General features: G+C 70.9%; 14 protein-coding genes and 3 pseudogenes. 3 read left to right on the top strand and 14 right to left on the bottom strand.

Annotation, left to right across the window (positions count from 1 at the left end; genetic code table 11):
• Positions 1–70 precede the first annotated feature (70 nt).
• The 5 genes and pseudogenes from ACFE60_RS02925 to ACFE60_RS02905 all read right to left on the bottom strand — a co-directional run bounded on the left by ACFE60_RS02925 (position 71) and on the right by ACFE60_RS02905 (position 4784).
• Positions 71–889: an RHS repeat-associated core domain-containing protein gene (locus tag ACFE60_RS02925; RefSeq protein ID WP_375387337.1), complete on the bottom strand. Its 819-nt coding sequence runs from the start codon at positions 887–889 to the stop codon at positions 71–73.
• Between the two features lie 216 nt (positions 890–1105).
• Positions 1106–1186: pseudogene (locus tag ACFE60_RS02920) on the bottom strand (hypothetical protein); the annotation flags it as partial.
• Positions 1187–1323: 137 nt separating this feature from the next.
• Positions 1324–1512 carry a hypothetical protein gene (locus tag ACFE60_RS02915; protein WP_375387336.1) on the bottom strand — a complete coding sequence of 63 codons (189 nt, stop codon included), beginning with the start codon at positions 1510–1512 and terminating at the stop codon, positions 1324–1326.
• Positions 1513–1532: 20 nt separating this feature from the next.
• Positions 1533–3383, bottom strand: coding sequence for an RHS repeat-associated core domain-containing protein (locus tag ACFE60_RS02910; RefSeq protein WP_375387335.1), 1851 nt, complete (start codon positions 3381–3383; stop codon positions 1533–1535).
• Positions 3384–3473: 90 nt separating this feature from the next.
• Positions 3474–4784: a hypothetical protein gene (locus ACFE60_RS02905; protein WP_375387334.1), complete on the bottom strand. Its 1311-nt coding sequence runs from the start codon at positions 4782–4784 to the stop codon at positions 3474–3476.
• A gap of 138 nt (positions 4785–4922) precedes the next feature.
• On the opposite strand from ACFE60_RS02905, the pseudogene ACFE60_RS02900 reads away from it, so the two are divergent.
• A pseudogene (locus ACFE60_RS02900) lies at positions 4923–5165 on the top strand (LuxR C-terminal-related transcriptional regulator); the annotation flags it as partial.
• Positions 5166–5266: 101 nt separating this feature from the next.
• Here the strand turns inward: ACFE60_RS02900 and tsaE are convergent.
• From tsaE to glmS, 4 genes are read right to left on the bottom strand one after another with little or no spacing between them, the layout of a single operon-like run.
• Positions 5267–5677 (bottom strand): tRNA (adenosine(37)-N6)-threonylcarbamoyltransferase complex ATPase subunit type 1 TsaE, encoded by a 411-nt coding sequence (gene tsaE, locus ACFE60_RS02895; protein ID WP_375387364.1) that lies wholly within the window; start codon positions 5675–5677, stop codon positions 5267–5269.
• Between the two features lie 32 nt (positions 5678–5709).
• Positions 5710–6873, bottom strand: a complete 1164-nt coding sequence (gene alr, locus ACFE60_RS02890) for an alanine racemase (RefSeq protein WP_375387333.1) — start codon at positions 6871–6873, stop codon at positions 5710–5712.
• A gap of 1 nt (position 6874) precedes the next feature.
• A complete protein-coding gene (locus tag ACFE60_RS02885; protein WP_375387332.1) occupies positions 6875–7225 on the bottom strand; it encodes a holo-ACP synthase in 351 nt (116 codons plus the stop codon).
• Positions 7226–7235: 10 nt separating this feature from the next.
• A complete protein-coding gene (gene glmS / locus ACFE60_RS02880; RefSeq protein ID WP_375387331.1) occupies positions 7236–9089 on the bottom strand; it encodes a glutamine--fructose-6-phosphate transaminase (isomerizing) in 1854 nt (617 codons plus the stop codon).
• A gap of 86 nt (positions 9090–9175) precedes the next feature.
• Between glmS and coaA the strand changes: the two genes are divergently transcribed.
• Complete coding sequence (coaA, locus tag ACFE60_RS02875) at positions 9176–10126, top strand: type I pantothenate kinase (RefSeq protein WP_375387330.1); 951 nt, start codon at positions 9176–9178, stop codon at positions 10124–10126.
• 89 nt (positions 10127–10215) lie between these two features.
• Here coaA and ACFE60_RS02870 read toward each other — a convergent pair whose 3' ends face one another.
• The 5 genes from ACFE60_RS02870 to ACFE60_RS02850 form a co-directional block, all read right to left on the bottom strand.
• Positions 10216–10677 (bottom strand): hypothetical protein, encoded by a 462-nt coding sequence (locus ACFE60_RS02870; RefSeq protein ID WP_375387329.1) that lies wholly within the window; start codon positions 10675–10677, stop codon positions 10216–10218.
• Complete coding sequence (gene glmM / locus ACFE60_RS02865; RefSeq protein WP_375387328.1) at positions 10674–12032, bottom strand: phosphoglucosamine mutase; 1359 nt, start codon at positions 12030–12032, stop codon at positions 10674–10676. The genes ACFE60_RS02870 and glmM overlap by 4 nt, the downstream gene beginning before the upstream one ends.
• 20 nt (positions 12033–12052) lie before the next feature.
• Complete coding sequence (rpsI, locus tag ACFE60_RS02860; RefSeq protein WP_375387327.1) at positions 12053–12538, bottom strand: 30S ribosomal protein S9; 486 nt, start codon at positions 12536–12538, stop codon at positions 12053–12055.
• 29 nt (positions 12539–12567) lie between these two features.
• Positions 12568–13014 carry a 50S ribosomal protein L13 gene (gene rplM / locus ACFE60_RS02855; RefSeq protein ID WP_375387363.1) on the bottom strand — a complete coding sequence of 149 codons (447 nt, stop codon included), beginning with the start codon at positions 13012–13014 and terminating at the stop codon, positions 12568–12570.
• A gap of 191 nt (positions 13015–13205) precedes the next feature.
• Positions 13206–14066, bottom strand: a complete 861-nt coding sequence (locus ACFE60_RS02850) for a tRNA pseudouridine synthase A (protein WP_375387326.1) — start codon at positions 14064–14066, stop codon at positions 13206–13208.
• A gap of 204 nt (positions 14067–14270) precedes the next feature.
• Here ACFE60_RS02850 and ACFE60_RS02845 point away from each other — a divergent pair.
• Positions 14271–14795 (top strand): annotated as a pseudogene (locus ACFE60_RS02845) (ATP-dependent DNA ligase); the annotation flags it as partial.

The following is a 14795-nucleotide window of genomic DNA, read 5'->3' as shown; positions in this document are numbered from 1 at the left end:
ATCGCTGAAGCAACTAAAAAGCTAGCTCGTCGCCTGAGCCGCCGCTGCCGCTGGGTCAATGATCTCGAGTTCAAGAAAACGCGCCGTTGATCGCGGACTGTAGCGGGTCATATTCGGTGCCGAAGATTGCAGCTGTCGTTCCATATCCGATGCCGCCTGCCAACGCACCCCCAGCCAGAATCGCGATCACGCAGCCGACACCAGCAGTCGCGGCGCATACTCCGGCAACTGTCCCCGCAACGAAGGCTCCGACCAGCAAAGTCGCCGCGGCGGCAGTCGTGTCTGAAGCGATCTGTCTCCAGTTGACAGCGGTCCCCGCGGGGTCGCTGTTGTTCACGGGGTCGTTGCCGGCGTAGGCGTACCGGTTGGCGTTGGCGGGGTCGAGGGGTGCGTCGAGGGTGTCCTGCTGGGTCCAAGCGCCGGTGCTGGCGGCGTACCACCGCTGTCCGAACTTGATCAACCCGGTCGCGGCGTCCTGGATCCCGCCCTTGAACGAGTACGGGTTGTGCGCCACAACATCCGGGATGCTGCCGCTCGACACGGTCGCAAGTCCGAACGGGTCGTACGCGTTCGACTGCGAGATGTCGTTCCAGGTCTCCAGCAACGCGACCGGGTTACCCGTCCCGTCGTAGACGATCAGCGCCCCGTTGTCGGTGGCCTTCTCCTCGGTGAACAGCGGCTGACCGGTGTGCGGGTCGTTGTAGATGAACGTTGGGGAGCTCGCCGTGCTATTGCTGAAGATCTCCAGCTGCGGGTTCCCGACTGCATCGGGGGCACCGTACGCGTAGGTGCGGGTCTGCGAGTTCCCGGTCACCGACAGCAGCGCGTTCTGCGACGCGCCGGCGTACTTGTAGGTGTACGTGACCCCTCCGATCGTGGCGCTCGTCATCTGCTCAGCGGCGTTGTAGGTGAAGGTCTTGCCCGGCGAGGCCGTGAGGTTGCCGGCTCCGTCGAAGGTGTAGCCGCTGGAGGTGATCTGGTCCGCGGCGTTGAAGGTCAGCGTCTGGCTGGCGCTGCTGCTACCGGTCGTGGTCGCGGAGATGCGATCGCCGTTGGCGTTGTAGGCGTACGAATAGGTGTTTTTCGCCCCGGACCCGCCGGACTGGACGACCTGGGTCAGGCGACCCGAGTCGTCGTAGGTGTAGGTCGTGGTCTGCCCCGAGATGTGGTTGTAGGTCCGCTGCAGCTTCGAGCGGTCGTTCGACGACGTGCTCGAGCAGCTCGATCCGGATCCACCGGTGTTATAGCAGTAGTCGACATCGATCTCTGGGTCAAGCCGTCACCAACCTCCGTGGGCAATGCATCTAGCGCGCGCCACTCGCGCTATAGCGCGTTAACAGTGATCACCGTGAGGACCGCCGCCCACGCGAGAGCGAGGTAGACCAGGGCGCGCCAGGTGGTGTTTGGCTTTGCTGTCATCTCTGGCACGCCCTTTCTCAATGCGAAGACGAGAGCGACCAGCAGTGCGTCCATCACCACTGCGGCCAACACAGCGAGGTAATGCAATTGCATCGTCCCCTCTCGAAGAGAAATCAGAGACCCAGAAGGCATTCACCCGCCGTGAAGAGCCCCACTCCGCCCGTGAGTATCACGCCGCCCGCCGCGAGTGTGCCGAGGCTGACACCCCCGATTACCGTTGGGGCTGAGATCGCAGCTGCCGCTGCCACGATAGCCGTCCCGGTGCCGAGCGCCGTCGTGACCTGTTGGGAGGTCTCACACGATGTGACGAATCCCGTCGGATCAAACCCATTGATGGGGTCGTTGCCGGCGTAGGCGTACCGGTTGGCGTTGGCGGGGTCGAGGGGTGCGTCGAGGGTGTCCTGCTGGGTCCAAGCGCCGGTGCTGGCGGCGTACCACCGCTGTCCGAACTTGATCAACCCGGTCGCGGCGTCCTGGATCCCGCCCTTGAACGAGTACGGGTTGTGCGCCACAACATCCGGGATGCTGCCGCTCGACACGGTCGCAAGTCCGAACGGGTCGTACGCGTTCGACTGCGAGATGTCGTTCCAGGTCTCCAGCAACGCGACCGGGTTACCCGTCCCGTCGTAGACGATCAGCGCCCCGTTGTCGGTGGCCTTCTCCTCGGTGAACAGCGGCTGACCGGTGTGCGGGTCGTTGTAGATGAACGTTGGGGAGCTCGCCGTGCTATTGCTGAAGATCTCCAGCTGCGGGTTCCCGACTGCATCGGGGGCACCGTACGCGTAGGTGCGGGTCTGCGAGTTCCCGGTCACCGACAGCAGCGCGTTCTGCGACGCGCCGGCGTACTTGTAGGTGTACGTGACCCCTCCGATCGTGGCGCTCGTCATCTGCTCAGCGGCGTTGTAGGTGAAGGTCTTGCCCGGCGAGGCCGTGAGGTTGCCGGCTCCGTCGAAGGTGTAGCCGCTGGAGGTGATCTGGTCCGCGGCGTTGAAGGTCAGCGTCTGGCTGGCGCTGCTGCTACCGGTCGTGGTCGCGGAGATGCGATCGCCGTTGGCGTTGTAGGCGTACGAATAGGTGTTTTTCGCCCCGGACCCGCCGGACTGGACGACCTGGGTCAGGCGACCCGAGTCGTCGTAGGTGTAGGTCGTGGTCTGCCCCGAGATGTGGTTGTAGGTCCGCTGCAGCTTCGAGCGGTCGTTCGACGACGTGCTCGAGCAGCTCGATCCGGATCCACCGGTGTTATAGCAGTAGTCGACATCGATCACCGTCGTCGCCGTGCCGCTGGGCTTGGTCTCCGCTTTCACGTTCGAGATCCGCCCGGACTGGTCGTAGGTCGTGTGCACGTGCCCGGCCCAGGAGCTGCTGGTCCCCAACCACTCGTCCGTTCGGCGTCCGTTGCTGTCGGTCGAGAACGTGACCGGCCGCTGGGTCGGGTTGGTGTTGGCGGGGTAGTTCAGCGCGGTCACCACGTTCGAGTCGTCGTAGACGTAGTTCGTCGTGCCCTTCGACGTGGACATCGACGCACGGTTGCCGGCCTTGTCGTACGTGTACGAGATCGTGCCCCCACCGGCGGTGTTCGACGTGCTCAGCAGCCGGTTGAACGCATCGTACGTGTTCCTGACGGTGCCACCACCGGAAACCTGCTTAGTGAGGTTTCCCGCGTTGTCGTAGGTGCTCGTCACCGTAGCGGTGGAGTCGGAGAAAGCGGTGGTCAGCAGCCGGTCGTCGTCGTCGTAGGTGTACGACGAGGTGCGCCCGGCCCCGTCGCTGGCCGTCTTGAGTCGCCCGTAGACGTCGTAGGTGAAGTGCTTCGTGCCGAGGCTCGAACCGGAGACCGGGTCGATCGCGGAGACCTGGTGGTTGGAGTCGTAGCTATAGTCCGTCGAGTCACCCGAGTTGCCGGGCAGCTTCGCCGTGGCGACAGTGCCGTCGGAGTTGTAGGTGACATTCGCCTGCGCCGCCACCGCGGACGACTGTGCGGTGAGCTGATTCCCCGCGCCGTTGAAGGTGTAGAGCGAGGTGTTCCCCGCGTCATCCGTCGTGGAGGACGGCAGCTACTGGCTCGACTGAGCCGAGTTGGCGTACGCCGCAGAAGATGCCGCCCCCGACGCCGAAGCGGAACCCGTCAGCGACATACCGCCGTTCGCCCCGTACGTGTTCGTCGACGTCGACGCAGTTGTGCCAGACCCCGTCGTGGACGTCAGCGTGTCGAGATTCGCGTTGTACGTCGCCGCGCGGACGCGACCCACCTGATCCGTCGCCTGCGTGACGAGGTTGGTCGCGCTGTCGATCGTGTACGTGAGATGCGGCACGCTCGCCACCGACGACGATTGCGACGTCCTCGGGCCGGCCACGAGTGTCTGCGTCGGCGACGGGTAGGACAGCCGTGTCACCGCGATCGCGGCCGTCCCGGCGCCTCCGTCGTCGACCTGCGAGACCTTCGTCACCCGTCCTGACGAGTCGTACGACAGATCGAGCTCGTAGTCGCCCTCGCCGTACAGCTTCGACACGCGCCCCGATGAGTTGTAGTCCACGAACGCGGAAGCGCCGGTCGGGTACGACCAGCTCTGGATCGTCCCCGACGAGTCCTGCGAGACGAATTGATCACGCACATTCGAGCCGTCAATCTGCTGATCGAGATGCTGCGTGCTGTACGTGCCGTCGTACGACAGGAACAACGATCGAGCATCGACAGCACCCGCCGACGAGGTCACTGTTCCCGCGGACCAGTCGATCGCCGTCGCGTTGCCGTTCCGATCCGCGATCGAGACTGGACGCCCCGTGCCGTCGAACATCACGGTCTGCGACGACTCCAGCGCGTGAAGAGACCACCCGTCCGCGGTCTTCGTCAGCATGGACTTCAGACCGGCCGGAGAGGTGTAAGCCGAACTTGAACCGCTGACCTTCGTGAACGGCCAGACAGCACCATCGGAGGACGTGAAGTCAACCGTCGTACCGTCCGACTGCAGCGAGAGGCTGCCCGAACCTGCCAGGCCGTAGGTCCACGCGGTCGAGTCCGCCGCACCCATGAACGCATCGCCCTTCGAGCTCGCCCGCGAGTTGTAGCTCAACGTGATCGGCACTGTGGACGTGGCACCGGGCAACGTTCTCAGCACCGACCTGATGTTCAGATTGCCCGTTGCGACGTCGACCGAAGCCTGCAGGCGATCGCTCAGTCGCCATGACAGACGGGTCGCACTCGGGCGCAGCCCGGTCAGGCCCGTCGCCGACGGCCCCGCAGGCAGCGTGTCCGCAATTGCGGTGGCACCACCCGTCGCCACCAACGCGGCCGTAAGCCCCAGTACGAAGGGCGTCCTCCACGGCACCCCGAAACCACCAACTCGTCGCTTCAGCGATCTGCTCATCCCGAGCCTCCAACCTGTTGAGGAAATCTCTAGCGACAACGCAGCAATCGCCCTGCGCCACGCGCCGCACCCCGAACGAAAATCCTCAAAAATGCGGACAACTCGTTCAACACGCCTCACGGATCGCGGTTGCCCGCGGTGTGCCGAATAGCCTCCGGTCAGCGCCGAGCGATCGCGCAAGGAGTCCAATTCCCTCGAACCCAAGGCTGCCCCGTTCTCGGAGCGCCCGTACGCGTGACGCAAACGCAGTTCCGCGTGCTGGAGCAGCGCGCGAACGGGTGCCCACTTGACGGCATCGCTCGCGCGCTCGTCGTGAGCCCAACAACTGTCCGAAGCCATCTCGAGAACGTGCGTGGCCGCCTCGGCAACTCACAACGTCAGGCTGTTGCTCGCCGCTGTCGTCGCAGGGCTTTTCACCTCCGAGTGCTGACCACTGCTGCTCGCCCGGGCCGCCGCGGCGGGAGCCTGCCGCTCGGGCGTGGTCAGAGGCTGAGGCCGGCCCAGCGGAGACCGGAGGCGACGACCTCGACGGCCCTGCCGTCGTCGTCCGCGCGGGCGATCCGCAGCTCGAGCACCGAGTCCGCGACGCCGTCGACCATCCCGGCGCCCCACTCGACGACGACGACGGAGCGCTCGAAGTCGAGATCGAGGTCGTCGAGCTCCGCCGCCGAACCCAGCCGGTAGGCGTCCACGTGCGTCAGCGGCGGGCCGCCGACCAGGGACGGGTGGGTGCGGGCGAGCACGAACGTCGGGCTGCTGACGGGCCCGCGCACGCCGAGCCCCTCCCCGATCCCGCTCGTCAGCGTCGTCTTCCCCGCGCCGAGCGGCCCGGTCAGCACCACCAGGTCCCCCGCGACCAGCAGCCCTCCCAGCCGGATCCCGAGCGCGTGCATCGCCTCGGCGTCGGGCACCGCGAGCGTCGCGGTCACCCCGACGTCCGCGCGACCCGCGGGCCGATGCGGGTGACGACCTCGTAGCCGATCGTGCCGGCCCACGCGCCCCACTCGTCCGCGGAGGGGGCGCCGGTGGCCGGGTCGCCGAACAGCACGACCTCGTCGCCGACCGCGACCCGGTCGTCGCCCACGTCGACGAGGAGCTGGTCCATCGCGATGCGCCCGCGCACGGGTCGCCGCTTCCCGCCGAGCAGCACCTCCGCGCGGTTCGACGCGGCGCGAGGCACCCCGTCCGCGTAGCCCATCGGCACGAGCGCGAGCGTGGTCGGGCGGTCAGCCCGCCACACGTGGTCGTAGGAGACGCCGGCGCCCGCCTCGACGCGGCGGACCGCGGCGACCTCGGTGGCGAGCGTCATCGCCGGACGGAGACGAGCGGGGATCCGCCCCGGGTCGCCCCAGGGGGAGACGCCGTATATCCCGATGCCGCAGCGCACCATCGTGTACGCCGACTGGTCGCGGGACACCGCGGCCGCCGTGCTCGACAGGTGCAGCAGGGCGGGGTCGAGGCCGGCGCCGCGCGCGAGCCGCACGGCGTCGGCGAACCGCCGCTCCGCCAGCTCGTCCTCCTCCGGCGACGTGTTCGCGAGGTGGCTGAACAGCCCGCGGACCCGGAGCGAGCCGCGGTGCTCGAGCTCCGCGGCGACCTCGAACGCGTGGCCCCAGGCTCGCGCCTCCACGCCGTTCCGGCTGAGGCCGGTGTCGAGCTTCAGCTGCACCGCGGCACCGGGCGCCGTCGCGGCGACGCGCAGCAGCTGCGCCTCCGACGAGACGCCGAGGTCGATCGCCGCCGCGGCGACCGGGCCGAAGTCGGCGTCGGTGCGCAGGATCCAGGCGAGCAGCGGCGCCTCGACGCCGGCGCGGCGCAGCGCGACCGCCTCGTCCGGGTCGGCGACGCCGAGCCAGGACGCCCCGCCCTCGAGCGCGGCGCGGGCCGCGGTCTCGGCGCCGTGCCCGTAGCCGTCCGCCTTCACCACGGCCAGGAACTCGGCGGTACCCGCGGCGGCCCGCAGCGCGCGGACGTTCGCGGCGATCGCGGACGGGTCGATCCGCGCCTCCCGCACCGGTGCCGCGGAGGGGGTGCCCGCCTCGGGCGCGGGGCGGCGCGCTCGGCCCGGCACGAACGGGACGACCCCCACGTCAGCCCTCCAGCACGACGAAGGCGCTCGCGATGCCGGCGTCGTGGCTCAGCGAGAGGTGCGCGCTCGTGACGCCCAGCAGCTCGAGGCGCTGCGCCACCGGTCCCGAGGTGACGAGTCGCGGGCGGCGCGACGGGTCGCTCTTCACGACCATGTCATGCCAGGTGAAGCCGCTGGAGTCCCCGCAGGCCTTGATCAGCGCCTCCTTCGCCGCGAACCGGGCGGCGAGGGAGGAGAGCGGCAGGTCGCGCTCGCTGCGCGCGAAGAGCCGGTCCCGCAGCGGCGGGGTGCGCTCGAGCGAGCGGCCGAACCGAGCGATGTCGACCACGTCGACCCCGATCCCCACGATCATCGACGCGGCGTCACTCGACGGTCACGGACTTCGCGAGGTTGCGCGGCTGGTCGACGTCGAGCCCCTTCGCGGCGGCGAGCTCCATCGCGAACATCTGCAGCGGCGCGACGGCGAGCAGCGGCTCGAACATCGTGCCGGCGAGGGGGATGCGCAGCACCTCGTCCGCGTAGGGCAGCACGGCGACGTCGCCCGCCTCCGCGATCGCGAGCACGTGCGCGCCCCGCGCGCGGATCTCCTGGATGTTCGAGACCACCTTCGGGTGCAGGCTCGACGCGTCGCGGGGGCTGGGCACGATCACGAACACGCGCTGGCCCGGCTCGATCAGCGCGATCGGGCCGTGCTTCAGCTCCCCCGCGGCGAAGCCCTCGGCGTGGATGTACGCCAGCTCCTTCAGCTTCAGCGCGCCCTCGAGGGCGACCGGGTAGCCGACGTGGCGGCCGAGGAACAGCACGGAGCGGGTGTCCGACATCTGCCTGGCCATCTCGCGCACCTCCTCGCCCTGCTCGAGGACCACCTGCAGCTTCGCCGGCAGCGCCTGCAGCTCGGCCACCAGCTCGCGGGACTCGGCGTCGGCGAGCACGCCCCGCACCCGACCGAGGTGCAGCCCGAACAGGTACAGCGCGACGACCTGCGCCGTGAACGCCTTCGTCGACGCGACCGCGACCTCCGGTCCGGCGCGCGTGTAGAGCACCGCGTCCGACTCCCGCGGGATGGTCGCGCCCTGGGTGTTGCAGATCGACAGGGTGCGGGCGCCGCGCTCGCGCGCGTACTTCACGGCCATCAGGGTGTCCATGGTCTCGCCGGACTGGCTGATGGAGACGATCAGGGTGCCCGCGTCGAGCACCGGGTCGCGGTAGCGGAACTCGTGCGCGAGGTCGACCTCGACCGGCACCCCCGCCCACTTCTCGATCGCGTACTTGCCGAGCAGCCCGGAGTAGGCGGCGGTGCCGGCACCGAGCAGCACGATGCGGTCGACGCCCCGCAGCACGTCGTCCGGGAACCCCTCGCCGATCTCGTCCAGCACGACGAGGCCGTCGCGCACGCGGCCGAGCACGGTCTGCTCGAGCGCCTCCGGCTCCTCGCTGATCTCCTTCGCCATGAAGCTCGACCAGCCGCCCTTCTCGGCGGCGGAGGCGTCCCACGCGACCTCGTACTCCTCGCCCTCGACGGGCTCGCCGGCGAAGGTCGTGAGCTCGATGCCCTCCGGCCGGATGGCGACGATCTGGTCCTGCCCGATCGCGAGCGCGCGGCGGGTGAACTCGACGAAGGCGGCGACGTCCGAGCCGAGGAACTGCTCCCCGTCGCCCAGGCCGACGACGAGCGGCGAGTTGCGGCGCGCGCCGACGACGAGGTCGGGCTCGTCGGCGTGCACGGCCAGCAGCGTGAACGCGCCGTGCAGGCGGCCGACGACGGCGCGGAACGCGGTCAGCAGGTCGCCGGCGCGAGCGTACTCGCGGCCGAGCAGCACGGCGGCGACCTCGGTGTCGGTCTCGCTGGCGAACGTGTACCCCTCGTCGACCAGCTCGTCCTTCAGCTGCGCGAAGTTCTCGATGATCCCGTTGTGGATCAGCGCCAGCCTGCCGTCGTCGCCGAGGTGCGGATGCGCGTTCCGGTCGGTGGGACCGCCGTGCGTCGCCCAGCGGGTGTGGCCGATCCCCGTCGTCGACGGCGGCAGCGGCGAGCGCTCGAGGTCGTGCTCGAGCACGCCGAGCTTGCCCGCCCGCTTGTGGGTCGAGAGGGCGCCGTCGTCCCCGACCAGGGCGACCCCCGCGGAGTCGTACCCGCGGTACTCGAGCCGCCGAAGGCCCCCGACGAGCACGTCGATCGCGGCTCTCGATCCGACATACCCGACGATCCCGCACATCGTGCCGAGTGTATCGGGCGGGCTGCGGCGCCCGCCCCGGACGCGGGCCTGCCACCTCCCGGACGGGCATCACTACGCTCGCCACCGTGTCCGATCGCCCCGCGGCCCACGGCGGCCACGGGCCGAGCCCGTTCGTCGAGATCGAGCGCGCGCGCTGGGCGGAGCTCGCGCCCGGCACGCCGCAGCCGCTCGAGCCGACGGAGCTGCACCGGCTGGCCGGGCTGGGCGAGCCGCTCGACGAGCGGGAGGTCAGCGAGGTCTACCTGCCGCTCAGCCGGCTGCTGAATCTCTACGCGACCGGCGCCCGCCAGCTGCACGGCCGCACGAGCGCGTTCCTGCGCACCGCGTCGGACACCACACCGTTCGTCATCGGCGTCGCCGGCTCGGTGGCGGTCGGCAAGTCGACGGTCGCGCGCCTGCTGCGCGAGCTGCTGGCGCGCTGGGACGACACCCCGCAGGTCGAGCTGGTGCCGACCGACGGGTTCCTGCTGCCGAACGCGGAGCTGGAGCGGCGCGGGATCCTGGAGAAGAAGGGGTTCCCGGAGTCGTACGACCGGCGGGCGCTCCTCCGCTTCGTCACGGCGGTGAAGAGCGGCGCGGCGGAGGTGCGGGCGCCGTTCTACTCCCACGAGCGGTACGACATCGTGCCGGACGCGGAGATCGTGGTGCGGCGGCCGGACGTGCTGATCATCGAGGGGCTGAACGTGCTGCAGCCGCCTGCGCGCAACGGCCTGGCGGTCAGCGACCTGTTCGACTTCGGCGTCTACGTCGACGCACGCACGCAGGACATCGCCGAGTGGTACGTGCGGCGCTTCCAGCGGCTGCAGACCGCGGCGTTCTCGAGCCCGCGCTCGTACTTCCACCGCTTCGCCAGCCTGGGCCCGGCGGAGGCGAGGGAGGCGGCGCTCGGCTTCTGGACGTCGATCAACGAGCCGAACCTGCGGGAGAACATCCTACCCACCCGGTCCCGCGCGACCCTGGTGCTGCGGAAGTCGGACGACCACACCGTGCGCTCGGTGGCGCTGCGGAAGATTTGACCGCCCGCCGGTCGACGTGCGAGCGCAGCACCACCCGCCGGTCGAGGTGCGACCGCCGCGAGCCGCGAGACCACACCGCGCGAAGCGGCTCAGCCGGTGCGACGGCTGCGCCGGTGGGTGATCGCGAGTCCCACCGCGCCGACGATCAGCATCAGGCCCAGCTGCGACATCGCGCCCAGCAGGAGGTACCCGTACTGGTAGGCCGCGGCGGCGGGAGGCGCGATCAGCGACCCGCCGTACGCGAAGGGCGCGGTGCCGGGCGGCACGAGCAGCACGGCGACCGCCGCGATCGCGACGGAGGCGACGCCGATCAGCCCGATCGGCCAGACCGCCTCGGTCCTGAGGGCCCGCAGCTGGAAGATCGCGATCGCGATCACGAGCAGTCCGCCCACGAAGACGAGGGTGGTGACGACCTGCAGCAGGTCCAGCGCCGGCGAGACGAACCAGACCAGCACGGCGCGCGGCAGGCAGAGCAGCAGCCCGAGGATCAGGGTCCCCCGCGCGCGCCGCAGCCGCGTCGCCCGGTCGGGCTGCGGCGCGACCCGGCTCATGGGGCGGTGGGCAGCGCGAGCCGCTCGAGCACCACCGCCGCGAGCGAGGACGCCACCTCCTCGGCCACCTCGAGGTGGGAGGCCTCGACCATCACGCGGACGACCTGCTCGGTGCCGGAGGGGCGCAGCAGCACCCGGCCGGAGTCACCCAGCCGCGCCTCGGCGGCCGCGACGGCGGCGTCGAGCTCGGCGTCGCCGTGTGCGCGGGTGCGGTCGACGCCGCGGACGTTCAGCAGCACCTGCGGGAAGATCTCGATCTCGGCCGCCAGCTCCGACAGCCGCCGCCCGCTGCGCGCCACCTCCGCCATGAGGTGCAGCCCGGTCAGCAGGCCGTCCCCGGTCGTCGCGTGGTCGGCCATGATCACATGGCCGGACTGCTCCCCGCCGAGGGACAGGTTCCTGGCGCCCAGTTCCTCCAGCACGTAGCGGTCGCCGACGCGGGTCTGCAGCACCGCGATGCCGGCGTCGCGCATCGCGCGGTGCAGGCCGATGTTGCTCATCACCGTCGTGACGAGGGTGTCCTCGCGCAGCGCGCCGCGGGCGTGCATCGCCTTCGCGAGGATCGCCATGATGCGGTCGCCGTCGATGACGTTCCCGCGGTCGTCGACGGCGAGGCAGCGGTCGGCGTCGCCGTCGTGCGCGATGCCCGCGTCCGCCTTCATCCGCAGCACGGTCTCGGCGAGCGGGCCGAGGTGCGTCGACCCGACGCCGTCGTTGATGTTGATGCCGTCGGGGTCGTTGCCGATCGTGATGACCTCGGCGCCGGCGAGGTGGAACGCCTCCGGCGACACCCCCGCGGCCGCGCCGTTCGCGCAGTCGAGCACGATCCGCAGCCCGTCGAGCCGGTGCGGCAGCGTCGCCATGAGGTGGACGACGTAGCGGTCCTCGGCGTCCGCGAAGCGCCGGATGCGGCCGACCTCGGCGCCGATCGGCGCGAGCGGTGGGGCGGCCATGGCGGCCTCGATGCGGTCCTCGACCTCGTCCGGCAGCTTGGCGCCCCGCGCAGCGAAGATCTTGATCCCGTTGTCCTGCGCCGGGTTGTGGGAGGCGCTGATCATCACGCCGAAGTCCGCGTCGACGTCGGCGACGAGGAACGCCGCGGCGGGCGTCGGGATCACGCCGGCGTCGAACACGTCGACGCCGGAGCCGGCCAGCCCCGCCGCGACCGCCGCCGAGATGAACTCGCCCGAGATCCGCGGGTCGCGCGCGAGCACGGCGAGCGGGCGACGGCCCTCGGATCGAGGGCCGTCGCCGAGCACGTGCGCGGCGGCTTGAGCGAGGGCCAGCGCCAGCTCGGCCGTGACCTCGCGGTTCGCGAGCCCGCGCACGCCGTCCGTGCCGAAGAGGCGGGGCATCGCGTGCTGGGTCGCGCCGGTCAGCGCTTGGAGAACTGCGGCGCCTTGCGCGCCTTCTTGAGCCCGGCCTTCTTGCGCTCCTTGACCCGCGCGTCGCGGCTCAGGAAGCCGGCCTTCTTCAGGCCGGGCCGGTTGTTCTCCTCGTCGATCTGGTTCAGCGAGCGCGCGATGCCGAGGCGCAGCGCGCCGGCCTGGCCGGAGGGGCCGCCGCCGGAGATCTTCGCGATCACGTCGTACGCGCCCGACAGCTGCAGGATCGTGAACGGGTCGTTGATCAGCTGCTGGTGCAGCTTGTTCGGGAAGTAGTCCTCGAACGTGCGGCCGTTGACCGTGATGGTGCCGCTGCCCGGGATCAGCCGGACGCGGGCGATCGCCTGCTTGCGGCGGCCGACGGCGGCACCCGGCACGGTGAGCGGCGGGCGCTCGACGGCGGGGGCGGTCTCCGGGGCGGAGGAGGTCGTGAAGACCTCGGGAGCGGTGTCGATGGAGTCTGCGATGCGTGCCATGTCTCGTGCTTCTCTTCCGGTGCCGGCTGCTACTGAGCGACCTGGGTCAGGGTGTACGGCGTGGGCTGCTGCGCCGCGTGCGGGTGCTCGGGGCCGGCGTAGACCTTGAGCTTCTTGATCTGCGCGCGGCCGAGGGAGTTCTTCGGCAGCATGCCGCGGATCGACTTCTCGACCGTGCGCTCGGGCTGCTTCTCCAGCAGCTCGGAGTACTTCGTCGCCGTGAGGCCGCCCGGGTAGCCCGAGTGGCGGTAGGCGAGCTTCTCGTCGCGCTTCGATCCCGTGAGCGCGACCTTGTCGGCGTTCACGATGATGACGAAGTCGCCGCTGTCGAGGTGCGGGGCGAAGGTCGCCTTGTGCTTCCCGCGGAGGAGGGCGGCGGCGTGGCTGGCCAGGCGGCCCAGCACGACGTCGGTGGCGTCGATGACGACCCAGTCATGGGTGATCTCGCTCGCCTTGGGGCTGTAGGTGCGCGTCACGATGCTCACGCTTTCTGCTCGAGGTGGTCGTGGATCCCGCTCCGGTGCCGGTTCCATGATCCGCGCCCTCGTGGAGGGCTTCGCGGTCGGAACGAGCGGTGGAGGGCTCGAAACGGTGCGGGAGCGTTCCCGCAGGGCCGGTCGATAGTACCGGACATCCTGGACGCTCGCGACCGCCGGCGGTCCCGGGGTCAGGCGAGCTCGCGCCTCGCCCGCGCCCTCTCGGCCTGGGCGGCGAGGTCGGCGTCGGCCGGGTAGCCCACCTCCACCAGCGTGAGCCCGTGCGCGGGAGCGACCGCGAACTCGTTGGACCGGCTCGGCGACGCGAGCAGCTCCGCCATCCGCTCGGGCGGGATGCGGCCGACCCCGACCGCGATGCCCGCGCCCACGAGCGCGCGCACCATGTTGTGGCAGAAGGCGTCGGCGCGCACCTCCGCCACCAGCACCCCGTCCGCCTCCCGACGCCAGTCCAGCAGCTGCAGCTCGCGGATCGTCGTCGCTCCAGGGCGCGGCTTGCAGTACGCCGCGAAGTCGTGCAGCCCGGTCAGCGCGACGGCCGCGTCGCGCATCAGGTCGTCGTCGAGGGGCCGCGGGTGGCTCATGGTCCGCCGGCGGTCGACCGGGTCCCGGGCGAAGAGCCGGTCCGCGATCCGGTACCGGTATCGGCGGAAGACCGCGCCGAACCGCGCGTCGAACCCCGTCGGCGCGGTGCTCGCGCGGTGGACGACGACGTCGCCGGGGTCGCTCAGCAGCCCGGTCAGCCGCCGCGCGGCCGAGTCGACGGCTGCGGCGCCGTCGTGGCCGCGGGTGAGCGCGTCGAGCTGCTCGGCCGTCAGGTCGACGTGCGCGACCTGCCCGGTCGCGTGCACCCCGGCGTCGGTGCGGCCGGCGACCACGAGCCGCGGCGGCGGCCCGTCCGCGCGTCCGGTCGCGACGGCGAGCGCGCGCTCGAGCTCGCCCTGCACGGTGCGCTGCCCCGGCTGCACCGCCCAGCCCGCGAAGTCGGTGCCGTCGTACGCGAGGTCGAGCCGCACGCGCACGGACCCGTCCATGCCTCCATGGTGGCGGACTCCCGCGCGCCCCGATGCCTCGATGCCTCGATGCCTCGAGCACGCGATCTCTCGAGGGCTTGAGCAGGACAGAACGCGGTCAGCAGGACGGATCGGCCCGTTTCGTCCTGCCATCGCCGTCCTGTCCTGCCGTCGGCCTCGCGATGTCCTGCTGGATCGCTCGGGCCCGCGCGGCAGGATGGCCGCATGCCCCTGCCCGTTGACCAGACGATCGAGCCGATGCTCGCCAAGGCGGTGGCGGCCGTGCCGGACGCCGCGCCGGGCGGCGGCGCGCTGCTGTTCGAGCCGAAGTGGGACGGGTTCCGGGGCGTCGTCGCCTTCGACGGCACGACGGTCGAGATCGGCAGCCGCGGCGGGAAGACCCTGACGCGGTACTTCCCGGACCTCGTCGAGGGCCTGGCCGCGGCGCTGCCCGGGCCCTGCGTCCTCGACGGCGAGGTCGTCGTCCCGGCCGGCGACATCGGCGCGCAGCGGCTCGACTGGGAGGCGCTGTCGCAGCGCATCCACCCCGCGGCGTCCCGCGTCGCGAAGCTGGCCGCGGAGACGCCCGCCGCGTTCATCGCGTTCGACCTGCTGGCCGACGGGGACCGCTCGCTGCTGGACGACCCCTTCGGCCGCCGGCGGGCGGCGCTCGAGTCGCTGCTGCCCGAGCCGACGGCACCGCTGTTCGTGACCCGGGTCACCGACGACCCCGAGCTCGCGCGGCGCTGG

It is taken from the genome of uncultured Amnibacterium sp. (assembly GCF_964245895.1).
GTDB lineage: Bacteria > Actinomycetota > Actinomycetes > Actinomycetales > Microbacteriaceae > Amnibacterium.
Note: the sequence above shows the minus strand (reverse complement) of the source record. Positions and strands in the feature narration are given on the sequence as shown.

Bases quoted from the DNA above. Each gene is read 5' to 3' on its own strand.
- ACFE60_RS02925 (WP_375387337.1), bottom strand. From the start codon at position 889: ATGACGAGCGCCACGATCGGAGGGGTCACGTACACCTACAAGTACGCC.
- ACFE60_RS02915 (WP_375387336.1), bottom strand. From the start codon at position 1,512: ATGCAATTGCATTACCTCGCTGTGTTGGCCGCAGTGGTGATGGACGCA.
- ACFE60_RS02905 (WP_375387334.1), bottom strand. From the start codon at position 4,784: ATGAGCAGATCGCTGAAGCGACGAGTTGGTGGTTTCGGGGTGCCGTGG.
- tsaE (WP_375387364.1), bottom strand. From the start codon at position 5,677: ATGCACGCGCTCGGGATCCGGCTGGGAGGGCTGCTGGTCGCGGGGGAC.
- ACFE60_RS02885 (WP_375387332.1), bottom strand. From the start codon at position 7,225: ATGATCGTGGGGATCGGGGTCGACGTGGTCGACATCGCTCGGTTCGGC.
- glmS (WP_375387331.1), bottom strand. From the start codon at position 9,089: ATGTGCGGGATCGTCGGGTATGTCGGATCGAGAGCCGCGATCGACGTG.
- ACFE60_RS02870 (WP_375387329.1), bottom strand. From the start codon at position 10,677: ATGAGCCGGGTCGCGCCGCAGCCCGACCGGGCGACGCGGCTGCGGCGC.
- glmM (WP_375387328.1), bottom strand. From the start codon at position 12,032: ATGCCCCGCCTCTTCGGCACGGACGGCGTGCGCGGGCTCGCGAACCGC.
- rpsI (WP_375387327.1), bottom strand. From the start codon at position 12,538: ATGGCACGCATCGCAGACTCCATCGACACCGCTCCCGAGGTCTTCACG.
- ACFE60_RS02850 (WP_375387326.1), bottom strand. From the start codon at position 14,066: ATGGACGGGTCCGTGCGCGTGCGGCTCGACCTCGCGTACGACGGCACC.